Below are 15,931 nucleotides of genomic sequence, written 5' to 3'. Positions count from 1 at the left end.
ATGAAAAAATATATCTTAATGCTTTGTACATCTCTTGTTGTGATGAGTTGTAACAAAGAAGAAACAAAACCCGAAGTAGAGCAAAAAGCAACTATTTCTACCTCAATTTTAAAGTTGACAGATGCTCAATTAAAGAATTTTGAAATTGATACTACCTCTTTACGTCATCAGAATTTACCTACAACTATTCGGTTGAATGCAAAGACGGCTGTAACCCCAGAGAATACTATTTCTATCACCAATGCTTTTGGTGGTTATGTGAAACGAATTGCATTAATTCCAGGAAATTATGTGAATAAAGGACAAGTTTTAGTGGTTTTAGAAGATCCGCAGTATATTCAAATGCAAGAAGATTATCTCACAACAAAAGCATTGTTAGAGCAGGCTAGTGCAGATTATGTTCGTCAAAAGGATTTGAATGCAGAGCAGGCAGCAAGTGACAAAGTGATGCAACAAGCGAAAGCGACACGTCAATCGTTGATGGTAAAGAAAAGTTCCTTGGAACAGAAACTAAGATTAATGAATATCAATCCTTCCTCAGTTTCGTTGAGTAATATCCGACGTACCATCAATGTTTATGCACCGATTAGCGGAATGGTGAGTCAGGTTTTTGCGAATACAGGACAATATATTTCGCCAGCAGATGCGATGTTAGAAATTATTAATCCAGATCGTTCTTTGTTGAATGTAAAAGTATTTGAAAAGGATCTGAGTAACATTCAGATTGGTCAATTTTTGAAAGCTTATACCAATGCAAAACCAGATCAAAAGTTAGATGCGCAAATCACCTCAATTTCAAATCAAGTGAATGAAGATGGAACGGTTGATGTTTTTGCACGAATTACGAATGCGAATGGTACGCGATTAACAGCGAATATGTATTTCAATATCGAATTGCAAGTGAATTCGCTTGACGCGAATGTTTTACCAGAAGAAGCTGTAATTCAGTTTGAAGGAAAAGACTATGTGTTCGAAAGACAAACTAAAAATCAGTTTCGATTAGTTCTTGTAGAAATAGGAGGTTCTGCGAATAAAATGATTGAAATAAAATCTCCTCAAAATTCAGGAAAAGTCTATGTTTCGAAAGGAGCATATAATCTTTTGACTGCGATGAAAAATAGTGGAGAAGGAGATTAGACTTCGAATTATTGAATATAAAAAACGAGCAATTTATTGCTCGTTTTTTATTGAATTTTGTTCTTTTTAAATTAAAATCCAATTAGAAAATTTGCTATATTCATCTCATCTTGATCAATTTCATTAATTTTGGAAAAATGGAAAGTATATGCAAATTTTAGTAATCGAAGATGATAAGCGAATTAGCGATTTTTTAATCAAAGGATTAGAAGAAAATGGACATTTGGTTACGCTTTGTAAAGATGCGGAAACTGTTTTAGATGAATTTCTTACGATTCAGTTTGATTTGATTATTTGTGACATTATGTTACCAAAAATGGATGGAATTCAGCTTGTACAAACACTTCGTTACAAAAAAATATTCACTCCAATTTTGATGTTAAGTGCATTAAATACAGTTCAAGATAAAGTTTCGGCTTTGGACTATGGTGCAGATGATTACATTACAAAACCATTTCATTTCGACGAATTATTATCGCGAATCAAAGCTTTAACGCGTCGTAATCAGTTTCGTTCACAAGAAATCCCTGAAAATAAATTGATTTTTGATGACTTAGAAATCGATTTGGATCAATACAAAGTTTTTGTCAATCAAGAAGAAACAGAGCTTTCTCCTCGTGAATTTAAGTTGTTGAATTATTTAATCGAAAATATAGATAAAACCGTTACTCGTATCCAAATTTTAAATGCTGTTTGGGGAATAACATTCGATAATCACACCAATGTTGTGGATGTTTACATTTCGTATTTGCGCAACAAAATAGAGAAAAATGGTATGAAATATATTCATACAGTAAAAGGCGTTGGTTATATGTTTAAAGCTTAAATTATGAAGTTAAAACATCGATTAGCGCTTTATTCAGTCATTATTTTTAGTATCATTATTTTGATTGTTTCTACAATTATTTATTTTTCTTTTTATACCGAAATGGAGAAAAAAGAGATCAAATCATTGCAGAATAAGACACTTTTGGCTTCTATTTATTATTTAGAAAAGGACGAATTACCTGTTTTAGAACATAATAATATCAAAAATCAATTAGAGAAGACGATTTCCCGAAAAAATATTTTAATTGTTGATCATAACAACAAAAAATACAATGGAAATATGTCGTCTAATAAAGATATTTCAACCAATTTTATAGAAAATATTCGTGCCAATAAATCAGATTTTTTTACAAGTAAAGATTTCTTTTATAACGGAATTTTTTATCGTGATAATGAAGGTGATTTTGTTGTAATCACGCGTGAATCTAAACAAGAATTTAACGAACAAATGCAATCGTTACTTCAAATTTTGATTTCGGTTTCATTGGTTGGGTTTATTTTTATTTATCTATTTTCTAATTTTTTAGGAGTAATTGCTTATGAACCGATTACAAAAATTATTGAGCAAATAAAAGAGCGTGATGCAAAGAATTTTACTGAACCTTTAAAGCTCAATAAGTCGTATGCGGAGATTGAAGATTTAATCAAAACCTACAATCATTTTATTGATCGAATGGCGCAAACTTTTAATGTACAAAAGAATTTTATCGATTATGTTTCACACGAATTACGAACTCCAATTACAGCATTATTAGGGACTTTAGAGGTAACTAATCATAAAAAAAGAACGCTAGAAGAATACGAAAGTGTGATTGTGCAATTAAAACAATATACGAATGATTTGCAAGAAACGTTAGATCAAATGATGTTGCTTTCGGCTGCAAAAACGAGTTTTGAATTTAGTCAAATTCGAATTGATGAGGTAGTTTGGCAAGTGATTGAAAATGCTATTTTGTATCATCAAGCACGTATAAATGTGGATTTACAAGTCGAAAATAATCAATTGTTAACCATTCAAGGAAACGAAAAATTATTAGAAGTTGCGTTGAATAATTTAGTAAGTAACGCGATAAAATATTCGAACAATCAACCGATTTTAGTACAGTTTTTGGAAATCAATCACCGTTTACAAATTCATATTTCCGATTTGGGAATTGGTATTTTAGAAACCGATATCAAACAAATTAAACAAAACTTTTTTCGAGGAAAAAACACGCAAGATTTTCAAGGAAAAGGTATTGGACTTTCGATGGCGAATATTATTTTTACACTTCATCAAATTGATATCGAAATTGTTCCAAATAAACCTAAAGGAACGATTGTTAAACTCATTTTCTAATCTACTTTTAATCTAACTTAAAACTCGCCTTAATCTTACACTTTTACTTTTGAATTTTCAAAAAGAGTAGAAGTGAAGAAGATCTATTATACAGCAATTCCAATTGTTCTTGCGATACAAACACAGGCGCAAAACATAACGTTGGACAATCTAGAAGCTGCGTTTTTACAAAAAAATTACGCGCTTATTGCGAATAAATTCAATGTAGACAGAATTGATGCTGAAATTATTCAGGAGAAATTATGGCAAAATCCAACGTTGAGTATTTCTGAGGTTAATCTTTGGAAAACTTATAATGTAGAAGAACAGCCTTATTTATTCGGTAAATACGGGAAAAATCAACAAATTTCTGTCGAATTAGAGCAATTAATTGAAACCGCTGGTAAACGAAAAAAGCGTGTTGCGATTAAAGAATTAGAGAAGAATTCGGCACTTTTTGAGTATGAGGAATTGTTGCGTGAGCTGAAAAAGGAATTAAGACAAACATATTTTTCGTTGGCGCGTATTCAATCTGAAAAGAAAGAATTGCAAAATAGCGTTGATTTGTTTGAACAAATGATGACGCAATATCAGCGACAAGCAGATTTAAAAAATGTTCCAAAAGCAGATTTTTACAGACTTCAAACCGAATTAATTGGTTTACAAAAAGATCAAATTGAGTTAGAAAATCAAGAAATTGAATACATCAATAAACTTCGATTGTTAACGCAAAATTCAGATTTAAATGTAAATGAAATCGATTTTTCAAGATTCAATTCTCACTCCAAATCAATTCCATTTAATGCTAAACAATTAGCGAAAGAGCAAAATATAGCGTTAAAAAAACAAGAGAATGAAATCAATTTAGCTGAAAAACAATTGATTTTAGAAAAAGCACAACGTACACCAGATTTGGCTTTTCAAGTAATTTATGATCGAGGTGGAGGTATTATGCGCGATTTTGTTGGTGTTGGAGTAAGCATTGATTTACCGATTTTTAATACGAATAAAGGAAATATCAAAGCTTCTGAAATTGTAGTTAGTCAACAACAGATTACAAAAAATGCAATTGATTTTGAATTGAATAATACAATTGACCGAATTCACAATCAAATCAATCAATTAGATAAAGCGATTATTCAATGGAAGAAAATGAATAATCAAGATCAATTGACAATGATTGAAAATTATAAAAAACATTTACAAAACAAACAAATTACTTTACTAGAGTTTATAGATTTCATACAAGCTTATCGAGAATCTCAACAAGCTTATTTTGATTTGTTAGAGAATTATCAAAACACTTTTGAAGAATTAAATTATATCGTTGGACAAGATTTATAAAATGATGAAAAAAACTTTTTATTTTTTAGCTGCTTTTACTTTGGTTTTAAGTAGTTGTAACAAGCAAGAAGCCCCGAAAGAAGCGGTAAAAGAAGACAAATTTTGTTTGAACGAGCAATTGAAAAAGTCAACCGAAATTGTACCAGTTTTACAGCAACCAATTCACGAACAATTAACCTTATCAGGAAAAATTGAATATAACGAAAATGATTTAGTTGGCTTTAAAAGTTTGCTACAAGGAGTGGTAGATAAAGTGAACTTTGAATTAGGCGATTATGTGCGTCAAGGTCAAGTTTTGGCAGTTGTAAAATCGAACGAAGTACTGGATTTGGTGCAACAAAAGCGTTATCATCAAAATCAAATGGATTTGATTCGAAAACAAATCAAGTCGAAAAAAGAATTGTTGAATGATGGAATGGCTTCTCAACCCGAAGTTACAGAGGCAGAACACGAATTACAATCAACGCAAATTGAAATTGATAAAATCAATGCAACCTTGAGAATGTATCGTGCGGTTGGCAATGGTCAATTCCAGATTTTATCACCTAAAAATGGTTATATCGTTCAGAAAAACATGAGCGTTGGTCAATCTATTATTTCAGATTCAGAAGATAATTTATTTTCTATTTCTAATTTGAAACAAGTTTGGGTAATGGTAAATATTTACGCCAATAATCTGCAATATGTAAAAAAAGGAGATGCTGTAAAAGTGAAATCTATGGCGTATCCTGATCGAATTTATGTTGGAAAAATTGATAAAATATACAATGTGTTTGATGAAAATGAACATGTTTTGAAAGCTCGTGTAGTATTGGAAAATCAAGATTTGAACTTGATGCCAGGTTTGAGTGCAGATATTATTATCGATAAACAAAATATTGTTGGAAATGCATTTGCGATTCCTAATAAAGCAAAAGTTTTTGAAAATAATAAAGAATATGTTGTTGTTTATAAAGATGATTGTTCTATGGAAATTAGAAAGATTACAACAATAGGACAAAATGAGGAATACACATTTGTTAGCGAAAAGTTTGCTCCAAATGAAAAAGTTATTTCTCGAAACGCTCTAATGATATTTGAGGAATTAAATAAATAATAAATGAAAAAGTTAGTACAATCAGTCGTAACTTTTTCGTTACGAAATACAACCTTTGTTTTATTTGCTGTATTTGCATTACTCTTTGCAGGTATATTTTCTTTGAAACATACACCGATAGAAGCATTTCCAGATGTAACAAATACTAGAGCTCGTATTATAACTCAATGGCCAGGAAGAAGCGCCGAAGAAATGGAAAAATTGGTAACTCTACCAGTTTCAAAAGTAATGAATAGTATTCCGCATAAATCTAATATTCGTTCAATTTCTCTTTTCGGATTATCTGTTGTAACGGTTCAGTTTGAAGATGGAGTAGATGATTTTTATGCGCAACAATATGTGTCTAATAAATTGAGTGGAGTTGATTTACCAGAAGGAGCCGATGCAGACATTGAACCACCTTCTGGTGCTACAGGAGAAATTTTTCGTTATGTAATAAAAAGTGATTTACCAATAAAGGAAGTTACAGCAATTCAGGATTGGGTAATTGAACGTGAATTGCTTTCTGTATCAGGAGTTGCAGATGTTGTAAGTTTTGGTGGAGAAGAAAAAACGTATGAAATTAAAATCAATCCGACAGAATTAAAGAATTATAATTTATCGCCTTTAGATGTTTATGAAGCAGTTTCTAAATCAAATATAAATGTTGGTGGAGATGTTATTCAACAAGGAGATCAAGCTTATGTAGTTCGTGGTGTTGGTTTGTTAGATAAGATAGAGGATATAGGAAATATTACTGTTGCTCTAAATGGTTCAACGCCAATCCTTATCAAAAATGTAGCAGATGTTGTTGTTTCAAATAAACCTAAATTGGGACAAGTTGGTTATAATGAAAATGATGATATGGTTCAAGGTATCGTTATTATGCTACGAGGAGAAAATCCATCAGAAGTCATTGGAAATCTGAAAGCAAAGATTGAAGAATTAAATACAAGAACTTTACCAGATAATGTAAAAATTGAAACAGTTGTAGATCGTACAAAATTGGTGGATAATACAGTACATACGGTTTCTAAAAATATTATTGAAGGTATTTTATTGGTTTCATTAATTGTTTTTGTTTTTTTATATAATTGGAAATCAACATTTATTGTAGCTTCGGTTATTCCGCTTTCTTTTTTGTTCGCAATTATTATGTTGAAAATACAAGGATTACCAGCGAATTTAATTTCAATGGGGTCATTGGATTTTGGATTGTTGTTAGAAGGAACTTTGGTAATTGTAGAAACAGTTTTTGTTGCTTTAGCTACAATGCAACATAAAGTAGGAGCAGAACGTTTCGCGAAAATGAGTAAAATGGGTGTTATAAAGAAAAGCGCAGGAAGTGTAGCTTCTTATATTTTCTTTGCCTTACTTATTCTTATTGTTGCTTTATTACCGATATTCTCATTTCAAAAAGTGGAAGGTAAAATGTTCTCTCCTTTGGCATTTACATTAGGATACGCATTATTAGGATCTTTAATATTAAGCTTAACTTATGTTCCTGCAATGTGTAAGTTGCTTTTTAAGAAAAATATGGAGGAGAAAGAAAACTTTATTACTCGATTTTTTCAGAAAACTATTTTCGGATTATATGAAACCGCATTTCGTTATAAAAAAGCAACAATAGGAATATTTTTAGGGATTTTAGCTCTTTGTTTGTTTAAATTCTCGCATTATGGATCAGAATTTCTTCCGAAATTGAATGAAGGAGCAATTTACATTCGTGCAACTTTACCAAATAGTGTCAATTTACAAGAGTCAACTCGATTAACAAAAGAGATGAAAGAGTTGATGCAGAAAGATTGTGATGAAATTGATTTTATTTTAACACAAACAGGTCGACCAAATGATGGAACAGATCCAACAGGATTCTTTAATATTGAGTTTAATGTTCAATTAAAAGATGAAAAAGATTGGAAGCGCAAGGTTTCAAAAGAAGAGATTATTCAAGAGATGCGAGATAAACTGAATCATTATCCTGGAATTGTATTTGGATTTTCGCAACCCATTCAAGATAATGTTGAAGAATATGTAGCAGGTGTAAAAAGTTCATTAGTTATTAAGATTTTTGGTGATGATTTGTATGATTTAGAAAAATATGCAAATAAGGTAGCTTCATCTATCGAAAAAGTAAATGGAATAACGGATATCAATGTTTACAAAAATATTGGATTACCTGAACTTAGAATAGAATTGAGTGATTCAAAAATGGCGAAATATGGTATTAGTACAGCGGATGTTCAGGCAGTAATTGAAATGACAATTGGTGGACAAGCAGCTACTAAGTTTTATGAAAATGATCGACAGTTTGATGTTATTCTTCGTTTTCAAGAAGCTTATAGAGATACTCCTGAGAAAATTGGAAATATTTTGATTCCGACAAGTAACGGGAACAATGTTCCTTTGCAGGAAATAGCTACAATTGGTTATCAAACAGGACCTGCTTTTATTTATCGAGAAGGAAATAGTCGATATATCGGTGTAGGATTCAGTATAGAAGGTCGTGATTTAGGAAGTACAATCGATGAAGCGAAGAAAGTAGTGGCGAAAGAAGTTAAATTACCGAAAGAAAATTACATGGAATGGGCTGGTGAATTCGAAAGTAAAGAGCGTGCAGCAAAACAATTAGCAATGGTCGTTCCGATTTCGTTAGTTTTGATTTTATTATTATTGTATACCAATTTCGGAAATGTAAAAGACACAGCGATAGCTGCATTAACACTGCCTTTTGCTTTTATTGGAGGATTTATTTCGCTTTGGGTAACAGGAACCATTTTTGGTATATCTGCGGGAATAGGTTTTATTATTCTTTTTGGAGTAGCAACGATTGATGGAATTGTTCTAATTGGTGTTATTCGAGATAATTTAAAGCATAAAATGCAATTAAAAGAAGCAATAGTCAATGGTGTTAAAAGTAGAATACGCCCTGTTGTGATGATTGCGCTTATGGGATCGATGGGATTATTACCGGCAGCACTTTCTACCGGAATGGGATCAGAAATTCAAAAGCCTTTGGCAATTATGATTGTAGGAGGATTAATTATTTGTTTAATCTTATCCTTTACAATTCTTCCAGTTGTATTTTATTATGCATATAGAAAAGAATATCAACAGAAATTCCTGAAATAATTTGTGTAGTTGTTTTATATAAAGGAGTTTTTATCAAAAGGTAAAAACTCCTTTTTTATTGATTATGAATGAGTAAATCTAGAATAATTAATTATAAAGTAGAAGACCACTTAGAACCAAACGTTACGTTACCTTCTTGAAGTACAATATCTGAATGTAAAAATTTTGCGGCATCTGCTGACTTTTTCACTTTAACGCTACTTCGTTCCATCATCTCTTTTTCATATTGTTGTAAAACTTCTTCACGTAAATTAATCTGTTTATTTTGAATATTATTATAAGCTGATGTTATTTTTTGTGCTAACAATAAAGCATCTAATAAAGCTTGATTTGCACCTTGTCCTTTAAAAGGACTCATAGGATGAGCTGCATCGCCAATTAAAGTGACAGAGCCAGCATTTTCTAGTAAATTTGACATTAATAAATCTCGATCATAAACGGGGTATCCAGTGATTTGTTTGGGTTCTGTAGCTGCAATAATTTCAGGAATAGGAGAGTGCCAATGCGTTCTTTTAGCAACTTCTATTTTTAAAGCCTCTGAACCTTTTTTACTCAAAGCTATCGCTTCATTTTCTAACATTGGAAAACTAAATTGCCACATAACCGAATCTTTGTCATAAGGCATCATATACATTCGTTCAGTTCCATTTGCTGTTTGAAATACCGTTGCTCCATCCAACAAATGATTTTCTAAATTAGCTAAAGCATCCAGTTTACAAATACCTAAAATAACAATACACCCCAAATAACGTAATGGAGTATTTTCCTCATTTATAATCAATCGACGAACTGTACTTCGTATGCCATCAGCACCAACAAGTAAATCAGCTTTAAAGTGTTTTTGAATTCCATCAACATCAAATGTTAATTCTATTTTATCATCAACTTTAAAATCGACTAATTGATGATTCCATAAAACTTGATTATTGCCACCTAATTGATTTAAAAAAGCTAAGCGTAAAGATTGCCTCGCAATGTGAATATTGGTATGTTTATTCTTGTTTTTAGCTTCAATCGCTTCTTTATCTTGCAATTTTCTTATTCCCCATTCGCCAATCACATTTCCTTCTATAGTATGTGCTAAATGCAATGTAGAAACGATTCCTTCCTCTAAAGTTTGGATTCCAAATTTTTTTAATTCTTTACTAGCTTGCTGTAACGTTAGTCCATAACCTTGGGAACGATCGTTGAAAGCTCGATCACGTTCAAAAAGTGTAAAAGGAATTTGACGATGTAAACACGCTAATGCCAATGCAATTCCACCAATTCCAGCTCCGACAATTGCAATATGAGGATATTTTTTTTCGTTGGGTGATGGATGTTCATTTGTAGTTGTCAAACCGGTTCCTGAGCAGACAGTACAGATCTGCATCGAACTTTTTGGTTTATTTGGAGTAATAAAATTTTCATTCTTTTTAGATTGAGCAACAGCTGATTCATAACGCGATAGTTTCCTTTTCGAAACTCCTTGACTTTTTTTTCCAAGTCCATTACAATTCTTGCAACTTATCCAATTTTCTCGAGTACTCAATTTAAAAATTTTTGCAAAAATAAGATTAAAGTAGCTATTTAGAAAAATCTAATCGTAAAAGATAGAATTAATACATGAATAATGAATTTTTCTGTAATAATAGTTTTCATTATTCAACTTCTTTATAGTGATGATTCTACAACCTTTTTCAGAGATTTTAGAATGGGTTTAATATATCCGGACTATCATTTATTATAAAAGTGGAATGTATATACAATCCGTTGGACTTATAATTTTGGTCAAAAATAAAATCAATTGAAAAAATTATTAAATCATATTGTTTTAGAACCAAAATTACATGTAAAGTGGCTTAATACACTTTCGTATATGGAAAATGCAGGAGCAAGAAAAATTTCGGCATGTGAACACAAAACTTTTGTCAATCTTATCCAATTGAAACATGCAGCTGAGGAACATCGCCATGCTTATTATTTGAAAAAGCAAATTATAAAATTAATTCCAGATGCTTGTGTCAATTATGAGCCTATTTATCTTTTAGCACCAAAAGCAACAATGTATTATTTACATCAATTAGATATTCAGGTTTGTCGTTTATTGAAGAAAGAATTTAATCTTGATGGGGAAGATTTAAAATACGCAGCTTATTTGTTTGTGACTTACGCTATAGAAGTGAGGGCAGATGAATTGTATCCAATATATCAAGATATTTTGACGGCGCATCAACAAAAAGTGATGGTAAAATCTATTATTGTTGAAGAAGAAGGTCATCTTGAAGAAATGATTTCACAATTAAAAGAATTTCATAGTGAATGGAATATCTATGCAAATCAAGTGAAACAACTAGAAGAAGTGTTATTTATGAATTGGATTTCTGCAATTGAAAATGAATTGAATAATGTCGAAATTTTTTAATTCATTGCAATTATCTCTATTCGAAAGAGAACAAAAAGGAATTAAAAGAACATTAAAAGTTCGTTCTTCTGGAATTGATTTTTATAGTAATGATTATTTGGGATTAGCTAAAAATGAAATCTTACATCAGCAGATTTTAAATGAGTTTATAGCACAACCATCTTTACTTTATGGTTCTACTGGAGCACGTTTGATTAGTGGGAATTCCAATTACCTAAGAGAAACGGAACAGATAATAGCAAATGAACATAAAGTGGAAGCTGCATTACTTTTTTCATCTGGATATAATGCCAATTTAGCACTTTTTTCTGCACTTTTAACTCGACATGATATTGTTTTAGTTGATGAAAATATACATCGATCAGTACATGACGGGATTAAATTATCCAACGCAAAAAAAACAAAGTTTAAACATAACGATTTAGATCATTTAGAGAAACTATTGCAAAGAGTAAAAGAGCGTTGTTTTATCGCGGTAGAAAGTTTGTATTCGATGGATGGTGATTGTGCTCCATTAATTGAACTGGTTGAATTAGCCAATAAATACAATGCAGCATTAGTGGTAGATGAAGCTCATGCTTTTGGTGTTTTTGGTTACGGATTGGTTCATCAATTCGGTTTACAATGCAAAGTGTTTGCAACGGTTGTAACTTATGGAAAAGCGATGGGAATGAGCGGTGCCACGATTTTAGCTAATCAGTTAGTGATTGATTATCTCATTAATTATGCTTCACCTTTTATTTACACCACAGCTATTGCTGATTTTCATGTGACAGGTTTACGAAAAGGTTATCAGTTTATCAAAGAAAATAAATCGCTTCAAGAAAGTTTACAATATAATATCTCACATTTTAGAAATAGTGGCTTAACGAGTTCTTCAAATAAAAATAGTCCAATTCAAATTCTAAAGTTTGAGTCTAGGAGTCAATTAACCAAAATCCAAAATCAATTAGAAGAGGTTGAAATAAACACTTTTGCAGTTTTTCCACCTACAGTAGTAGAAGGAGGAGAGCGCTTAAGAATCTGTTTGCATGCTTTTAACACACAAGAAGAAATTAATCAATTAATAGAAAAGATAAAAGAAAATGTCTAAACAATTATTTGTTACAGGAATAGGAACAGGAGTTGGGAAAACGATGGTTTCAGCAATATTAACTGAAGCTTTACAAGCTGATTATTGGAAACCAATACAATCGGGAGATTTAGATTCATCAGATAGTTTGTTGGTAAAATCGTTAACTTCTCCAGAACTGAAAATTCATCAAGAACGTTATTGTTTGCAAAAAGCCGCTTCGCCACATCAATCTGCAAAGGAAGAAGCAATTGAAATCAATTTAAATGATTTTGAATTTCCCAAAACAACCAATTCTCTTATTGTTGAAGGAGCAGGAGGATTATTTGTTCCTATTAATGAAGAAGATTTTATGATTGATCTTATTCAGCAGTTTAATCTTCCAGTAGTTATGGTTGCAACGAATTATTTGGGTTGTATTAATCATACATTATTAACGATTGAAATACTGAAATTAAGAAATATCGCTATCGAATATTTTGTGTTTAATGGAGAGTTTGATGAAGACACTTCTCGTGTTATAAAAAATCATTTGTCTCCGGATATTTCTATCATCATTATACCAAAACTCAATTCAATAAATTCAAGCGAAGTGAGAAATATAGCAGAAACAATTAAGCATCAATTTAATATTTAAAATACAATGAAAGTATCAAACGAAACACGCCATGATTGGACGAAAGAAGAAATCGAAAAAATCTATCATCAACCATTATTAGATTTAGTATATCACGCATCCAAAAAACATCGAGAATGGCACAATGCAAGAGAAGTACAAGTATGCACCTTGTTATCTGTAAAAACAGGTGGTTGTCCCGAAGATTGCTCATATTGCGGACAAGCAGCGCGTTATCATACCGATATTAAAGTAGAAGCTTTGTTGCCAACTGCAACAGTATTAGCACATGCAAAGAAAGCAAAAGAAGCGGGCTCATCACGTTTTTGCATGGCAGCTGCTTGGCGAGAAGTACGAAATAATCGAGATTTTGATCGAATAATCCAAATGGTTAAAGGTGTAAATGAATTGGGATTAGAAGTATGTTGTACATTAGGAATGTTGACAGAAGAGCAGGCAATTCGTTTGCAAGAAGCAGGTTTACATGCTTATAATCATAATTTAGATACTTCCGAAGCTTATTACGATGAGATTATTTCTACTCGTAAATTTGATAATCGAATCAATACGATACAAAATGTGCGAAAGGCTGGGATTACAGTTTGTTCGGGTGGAATTATTGGCTTAGGAGAAACGCATCAAGATCGAATTTCTATGCTATTAACTTTGGCAACAATGTCAAAACATCCAGAATCTGTACCTGTAAATGCTTTAGCAAGAGTAAAAGGAACACCTTTAGAAAATAATCCGAAAGTAGATATTTGGGATATGGTTCGTATGATTGCTACAGCTCGTATTGTGATGCCTTCTTCGATTGTGCGTTTAAGTGCTGGTCGAATAGAAATGACAGAAGTTGAGCAAGCTTGGTGTTTTATGGCTGGAGCGAATTCGATTTTTACAGGAGAGCGTGAAACCTTACTGGTAACGCCTAATCCTGGGGTAACAGAGGATATGAAAATGTTTGAAAATTTAGGTTTAATACCAATGGTTAAACAAGAAACAACTCAGACATGTACACATTAAAAGAACGCGATCAGTTGGTGAATTGGCATCCTTATACGCAGATGAAAAAAGCCAATAATATTATTCCAATTGTAAGAGGAGAAGGAAGTTATATTTACGATGAAAATAACAAACAATATATTGACGCTGTTTCATCGTGGTGGGTAACGCTGCATGGACATGCGCATCCGTATATTGCACAAAAAATGCACGAACAGCTAACAACTTTGGAACATGTTATTTTTGCAGGATTTACGCATCGACCTGCAATTGAATTGTCTGAACGTTTGTTGGCTCTTTTACCTCAAAATCAAAAGAAAGCATTTTATAGCGACAATGGATCAACAGCGATTGAGGTAGCATTAAAAATGTGTTTACAATATCATTTCAATAAAAAAAGAAGATAGACCTGTGATTTTAGCGTTCAAAAATGCCTATCATGGTGATACTTTTGGCGCGATGTCTGTAAGTGGAAGAGGAATTTGGACAGAACCTTTTAGTGAAAAGCTTTTTGATGTTATATTTATTGATACGCCGAATGCAGAAAATATAGAAGCGATTAAATCGCAAATAAAAGAAGTTGCAACTAAAGTAGCGTGTTTTATTTACGAACCTTTGGTTCAAGGAGCTTCGGGGATGTTGATGCATGAGGCTGAATATTTAGATCAATTGATGAGTTGCTGTAGAGCATATCATATTTTAATGATTCAAGATGAGATTTTTGTAGGATTTGGTCGTACAGGTAAATTATTTGCAGCAAATCATTTGACAGAAGTTCCAGATATTATGTGTTTTTCGAAAGGTTTAACAGGTGGTACTTTGCCTTTGGGCGTTACAACTTGTACAGATAGAATTTACCAAGCCTTTTATGCTGATGATTTGAATAAGACGTTATTTCACGGGCATTCTTTTACGGCAAGTCCATTAGCGTGTACCGCTGCGTTAGCAAGTCTTGATTTGTTATTACAGACTTCTATACAACAGCAAATAGCAAATATTGTACATCAACATCAACATTTTGTTGTGTCTATTCAAGATCATCCTAAAGTAAAAGTGATAAGACAATGCGGCACTATTTTGGCGTTGGAATGGAATACAAATGAAGAAACATCTTATTTTAGTGATATACACGAAAAGCTATATCCTTACTTTTTAGAGAAAGGTATATTATTGCGTCCTTTAGGGAATATTATTTATTTAGTTCCTCCTTATTGTATTTCGACTGATGATCTAAATTATATTTATGATACGATTCGTCAAGCTTTAATCGAATTGTTTTAATGTTAAGTTCTAAATGACGCTTATAAGATTAAAAAGATAAAAAAATCTCCCTTTTGGGAGATTTTAGTTTATATAATATTGTCAAATATTTGAAAATTATCATTTTATGATAAATGTTCTCTTATTTTTTTGATTAAAAAGCTTCCCTTAGTTTTGCAAAAAAAATAGTTTGTCTTTTCGATTTCGAGTCCATTTATCTAATAAATCCATTTATGTTATAGCGCTTATTGTAAGTGTTATTGCTGTTTTTGCTCTTGTTATATTGAGTTTTTTAATTAATAAAGAAAGTCAAAAAAATAATGATGAGTTTGTCAAAAAAAGTTTTTTGAGGAAATATGAAGTGTAATCTTCCCTAAAAACCGGAACGTTTAAAAATATAGTTTATTAACTTAGGGATAATTATGAAACAAAGCAATTTTACAGAAGTTCAGATCGTCAAGATCTTATCAAAACAAAATCAAGGCAAAACAGTCAATGAAATTTGTCGTGAACATGGAATAAGCCAACCCACTTTTTATAAATGGAAGAGTAAATATGGCGGAATGGAAGCCCATCAATTAGCTCAATTAAAGGAACTAGAGAAGCAATTGTCCCGATATAAAAAAATTGTAGCAGAGCTTACTTTAGAAAACGTAGTTTTAAAAGATGTTATCGAAAAAAAGCTATAACGCCTTGTGAAAAACGAGAATTGGTGTTGTATTCAAAAGCAAAACATCAACTAA

Annotated in this window: 12 protein-coding genes and 1 pseudogene; 12 read left to right on the top strand and 1 reads right to left on the bottom strand. The window is 31.7% G+C overall.

What is annotated here, in order from left to right; genetic code table 11:
• The 6 genes from G0Q09_RS03020 (at nucleotide 1) to G0Q09_RS02995 (ending at nucleotide 8,834) form a co-directional block, all read left to right on the top strand.
• Nucleotides 1-1,137, top strand: coding sequence for an efflux RND transporter periplasmic adaptor subunit (locus G0Q09_RS03020; RefSeq protein WP_219033929.1), 1,137 nt, complete (start codon nucleotides 1-3; stop codon nucleotides 1,135-1,137).
• Between the two features lie 148 nt (nucleotides 1,138-1,285).
• Entirely contained in the window at nucleotides 1,286-1,963 is a 678-nt protein-coding gene (locus G0Q09_RS03015) for a response regulator transcription factor (RefSeq protein WP_125349494.1), read from the top strand.
• Between the two features lie 3 nt (nucleotides 1,964-1,966).
• Nucleotides 1,967-3,304, top strand: a complete 1,338-nt coding sequence (locus tag G0Q09_RS03010) for a sensor histidine kinase (RefSeq protein ID WP_257468039.1) — start codon at nucleotides 1,967-1,969, stop codon at nucleotides 3,302-3,304.
• Nucleotides 3,305-3,376: 72 nt separating this feature from the next.
• Nucleotides 3,377-4,627 carry a TolC family protein gene (locus G0Q09_RS03005; protein WP_219033928.1) on the top strand — a complete coding sequence of 417 codons (1,251 nt, stop codon included), beginning with the start codon at nucleotides 3,377-3,379 and terminating at the stop codon, nucleotides 4,625-4,627.
• Between the two features lie 4 nt (nucleotides 4,628-4,631).
• Nucleotides 4,632-5,723, top strand: a complete 1,092-nt coding sequence (locus G0Q09_RS03000) for an efflux RND transporter periplasmic adaptor subunit (protein ID WP_219033927.1) — start codon at nucleotides 4,632-4,634, stop codon at nucleotides 5,721-5,723.
• A 3-nt stretch (nucleotides 5,724-5,726) separates the two neighbouring features.
• Nucleotides 5,727-8,834 (top strand): efflux RND transporter permease subunit, encoded by a 3,108-nt coding sequence (locus G0Q09_RS02995; protein ID WP_219033926.1) that lies wholly within the window; start codon nucleotides 5,727-5,729, stop codon nucleotides 8,832-8,834.
• A 91-nt stretch (nucleotides 8,835-8,925) separates the two neighbouring features.
• Here the strand turns inward: G0Q09_RS02995 and G0Q09_RS02990 are convergent, their stop codons facing one another.
• The gene (locus G0Q09_RS02990) at nucleotides 8,926-10,365 is read right to left on the bottom strand and encodes an FAD-dependent oxidoreductase (RefSeq protein WP_219033925.1); all 1,440 of its coding nucleotides are present in this window, start codon (nucleotides 10,363-10,365) and stop codon (nucleotides 8,926-8,928) included.
• 255 nt (nucleotides 10,366-10,620) lie between these two features.
• Here G0Q09_RS02990 and G0Q09_RS02985 point away from each other — a divergent pair, with 255 nt between their 5' ends.
• The 6 genes and pseudogenes from G0Q09_RS02985 (at nucleotide 10,621) to G0Q09_RS02960 (ending at nucleotide 15,877) form a co-directional block, all read left to right on the top strand.
• Entirely contained in the window at nucleotides 10,621-11,238 is a 618-nt protein-coding gene (locus G0Q09_RS02985) for a hypothetical protein (RefSeq protein ID WP_125349499.1), read from the top strand.
• On the top strand, nucleotides 11,222-12,331 hold the full coding sequence (locus tag G0Q09_RS02980; protein ID WP_125349500.1) for an aminotransferase class I/II-fold pyridoxal phosphate-dependent enzyme: 1,110 nt from the start codon (nucleotides 11,222-11,224) through the stop codon (nucleotides 12,329-12,331). Before G0Q09_RS02985 ends, G0Q09_RS02980 begins: the two co-directional genes overlap by 17 nt.
• Nucleotides 12,324-12,947 carry a dethiobiotin synthase gene (gene bioD, locus G0Q09_RS02975; protein ID WP_125349501.1) on the top strand — a complete coding sequence of 208 codons (624 nt, stop codon included), beginning with the start codon at nucleotides 12,324-12,326 and terminating at the stop codon, nucleotides 12,945-12,947. The genes G0Q09_RS02980 and bioD overlap by 8 nt, the downstream gene beginning before the upstream one ends.
• 6 nt (nucleotides 12,948-12,953) lie before the next feature.
• The gene (gene bioB / locus G0Q09_RS02970) at nucleotides 12,954-13,949 is read left to right on the top strand and encodes a biotin synthase BioB (RefSeq protein ID WP_125349502.1); all 996 of its coding nucleotides are present in this window, start codon (nucleotides 12,954-12,956) and stop codon (nucleotides 13,947-13,949) included.
• Nucleotides 13,937-15,209 (top strand): annotated as a pseudogene (gene bioA / locus G0Q09_RS02965) (adenosylmethionine--8-amino-7-oxononanoate transaminase). The gene bioB and the pseudogene bioA overlap by 13 nt, the downstream one beginning before the upstream one ends.
• A 401-nt stretch (nucleotides 15,210-15,610) precedes the next feature.
• Nucleotides 15,611-15,877 (top strand): transposase, encoded by a 267-nt coding sequence (locus tag G0Q09_RS02960; protein WP_219033924.1) that lies wholly within the window; start codon nucleotides 15,611-15,613, stop codon nucleotides 15,875-15,877.
• The last annotated feature ends 54 nt before the right edge of the window (nucleotides 15,878-15,931 follow it).

Origin of the sequence: Empedobacter falsenii, assembly GCF_019308355.1 — a bacterium.
Classification (GTDB): domain Bacteria; phylum Bacteroidota; class Bacteroidia; order Flavobacteriales; family Weeksellaceae; genus Empedobacter; species Empedobacter falsenii_B.
Note: the sequence above shows the minus strand (reverse complement) of the source record. Positions and strands in the feature narration are given on the sequence as shown.

Coding starts and splice junctions, on each gene's coding strand:
- bioD (WP_125349501.1), top strand. CDS start 12,324: ATGTCTAAACAATTATTTGTTACAGGAATAGGAACAGGAGTTGGGAAA.
- G0Q09_RS02995 (WP_219033926.1), top strand. CDS start 5,727: ATGAAAAAGTTAGTACAATCAGTCGTAACTTTTTCGTTACGAAATACA.
- G0Q09_RS03015 (WP_125349494.1), top strand. CDS start 1,286: ATGCAAATTTTAGTAATCGAAGATGATAAGCGAATTAGCGATTTTTTA.
- G0Q09_RS02980 (WP_125349500.1), top strand. CDS start 11,222: ATGTCGAAATTTTTTAATTCATTGCAATTATCTCTATTCGAAAGAGAA.
- G0Q09_RS03010 (WP_257468039.1), top strand. CDS start 1,967: ATGAAGTTAAAACATCGATTAGCGCTTTATTCAGTCATTATTTTTAGT.
- bioB (WP_125349502.1), top strand. CDS start 12,954: ATGAAAGTATCAAACGAAACACGCCATGATTGGACGAAAGAAGAAATC.
- G0Q09_RS03020 (WP_219033929.1), top strand. CDS start 1: ATGAAAAAATATATCTTAATGCTTTGTACATCTCTTGTTGTGATGAGT.
- G0Q09_RS03000 (WP_219033927.1), top strand. CDS start 4,632: ATGAAAAAAACTTTTTATTTTTTAGCTGCTTTTACTTTGGTTTTAAGT.
- G0Q09_RS02960 (WP_219033924.1), top strand. CDS start 15,611: ATGAAACAAAGCAATTTTACAGAAGTTCAGATCGTCAAGATCTTATCA.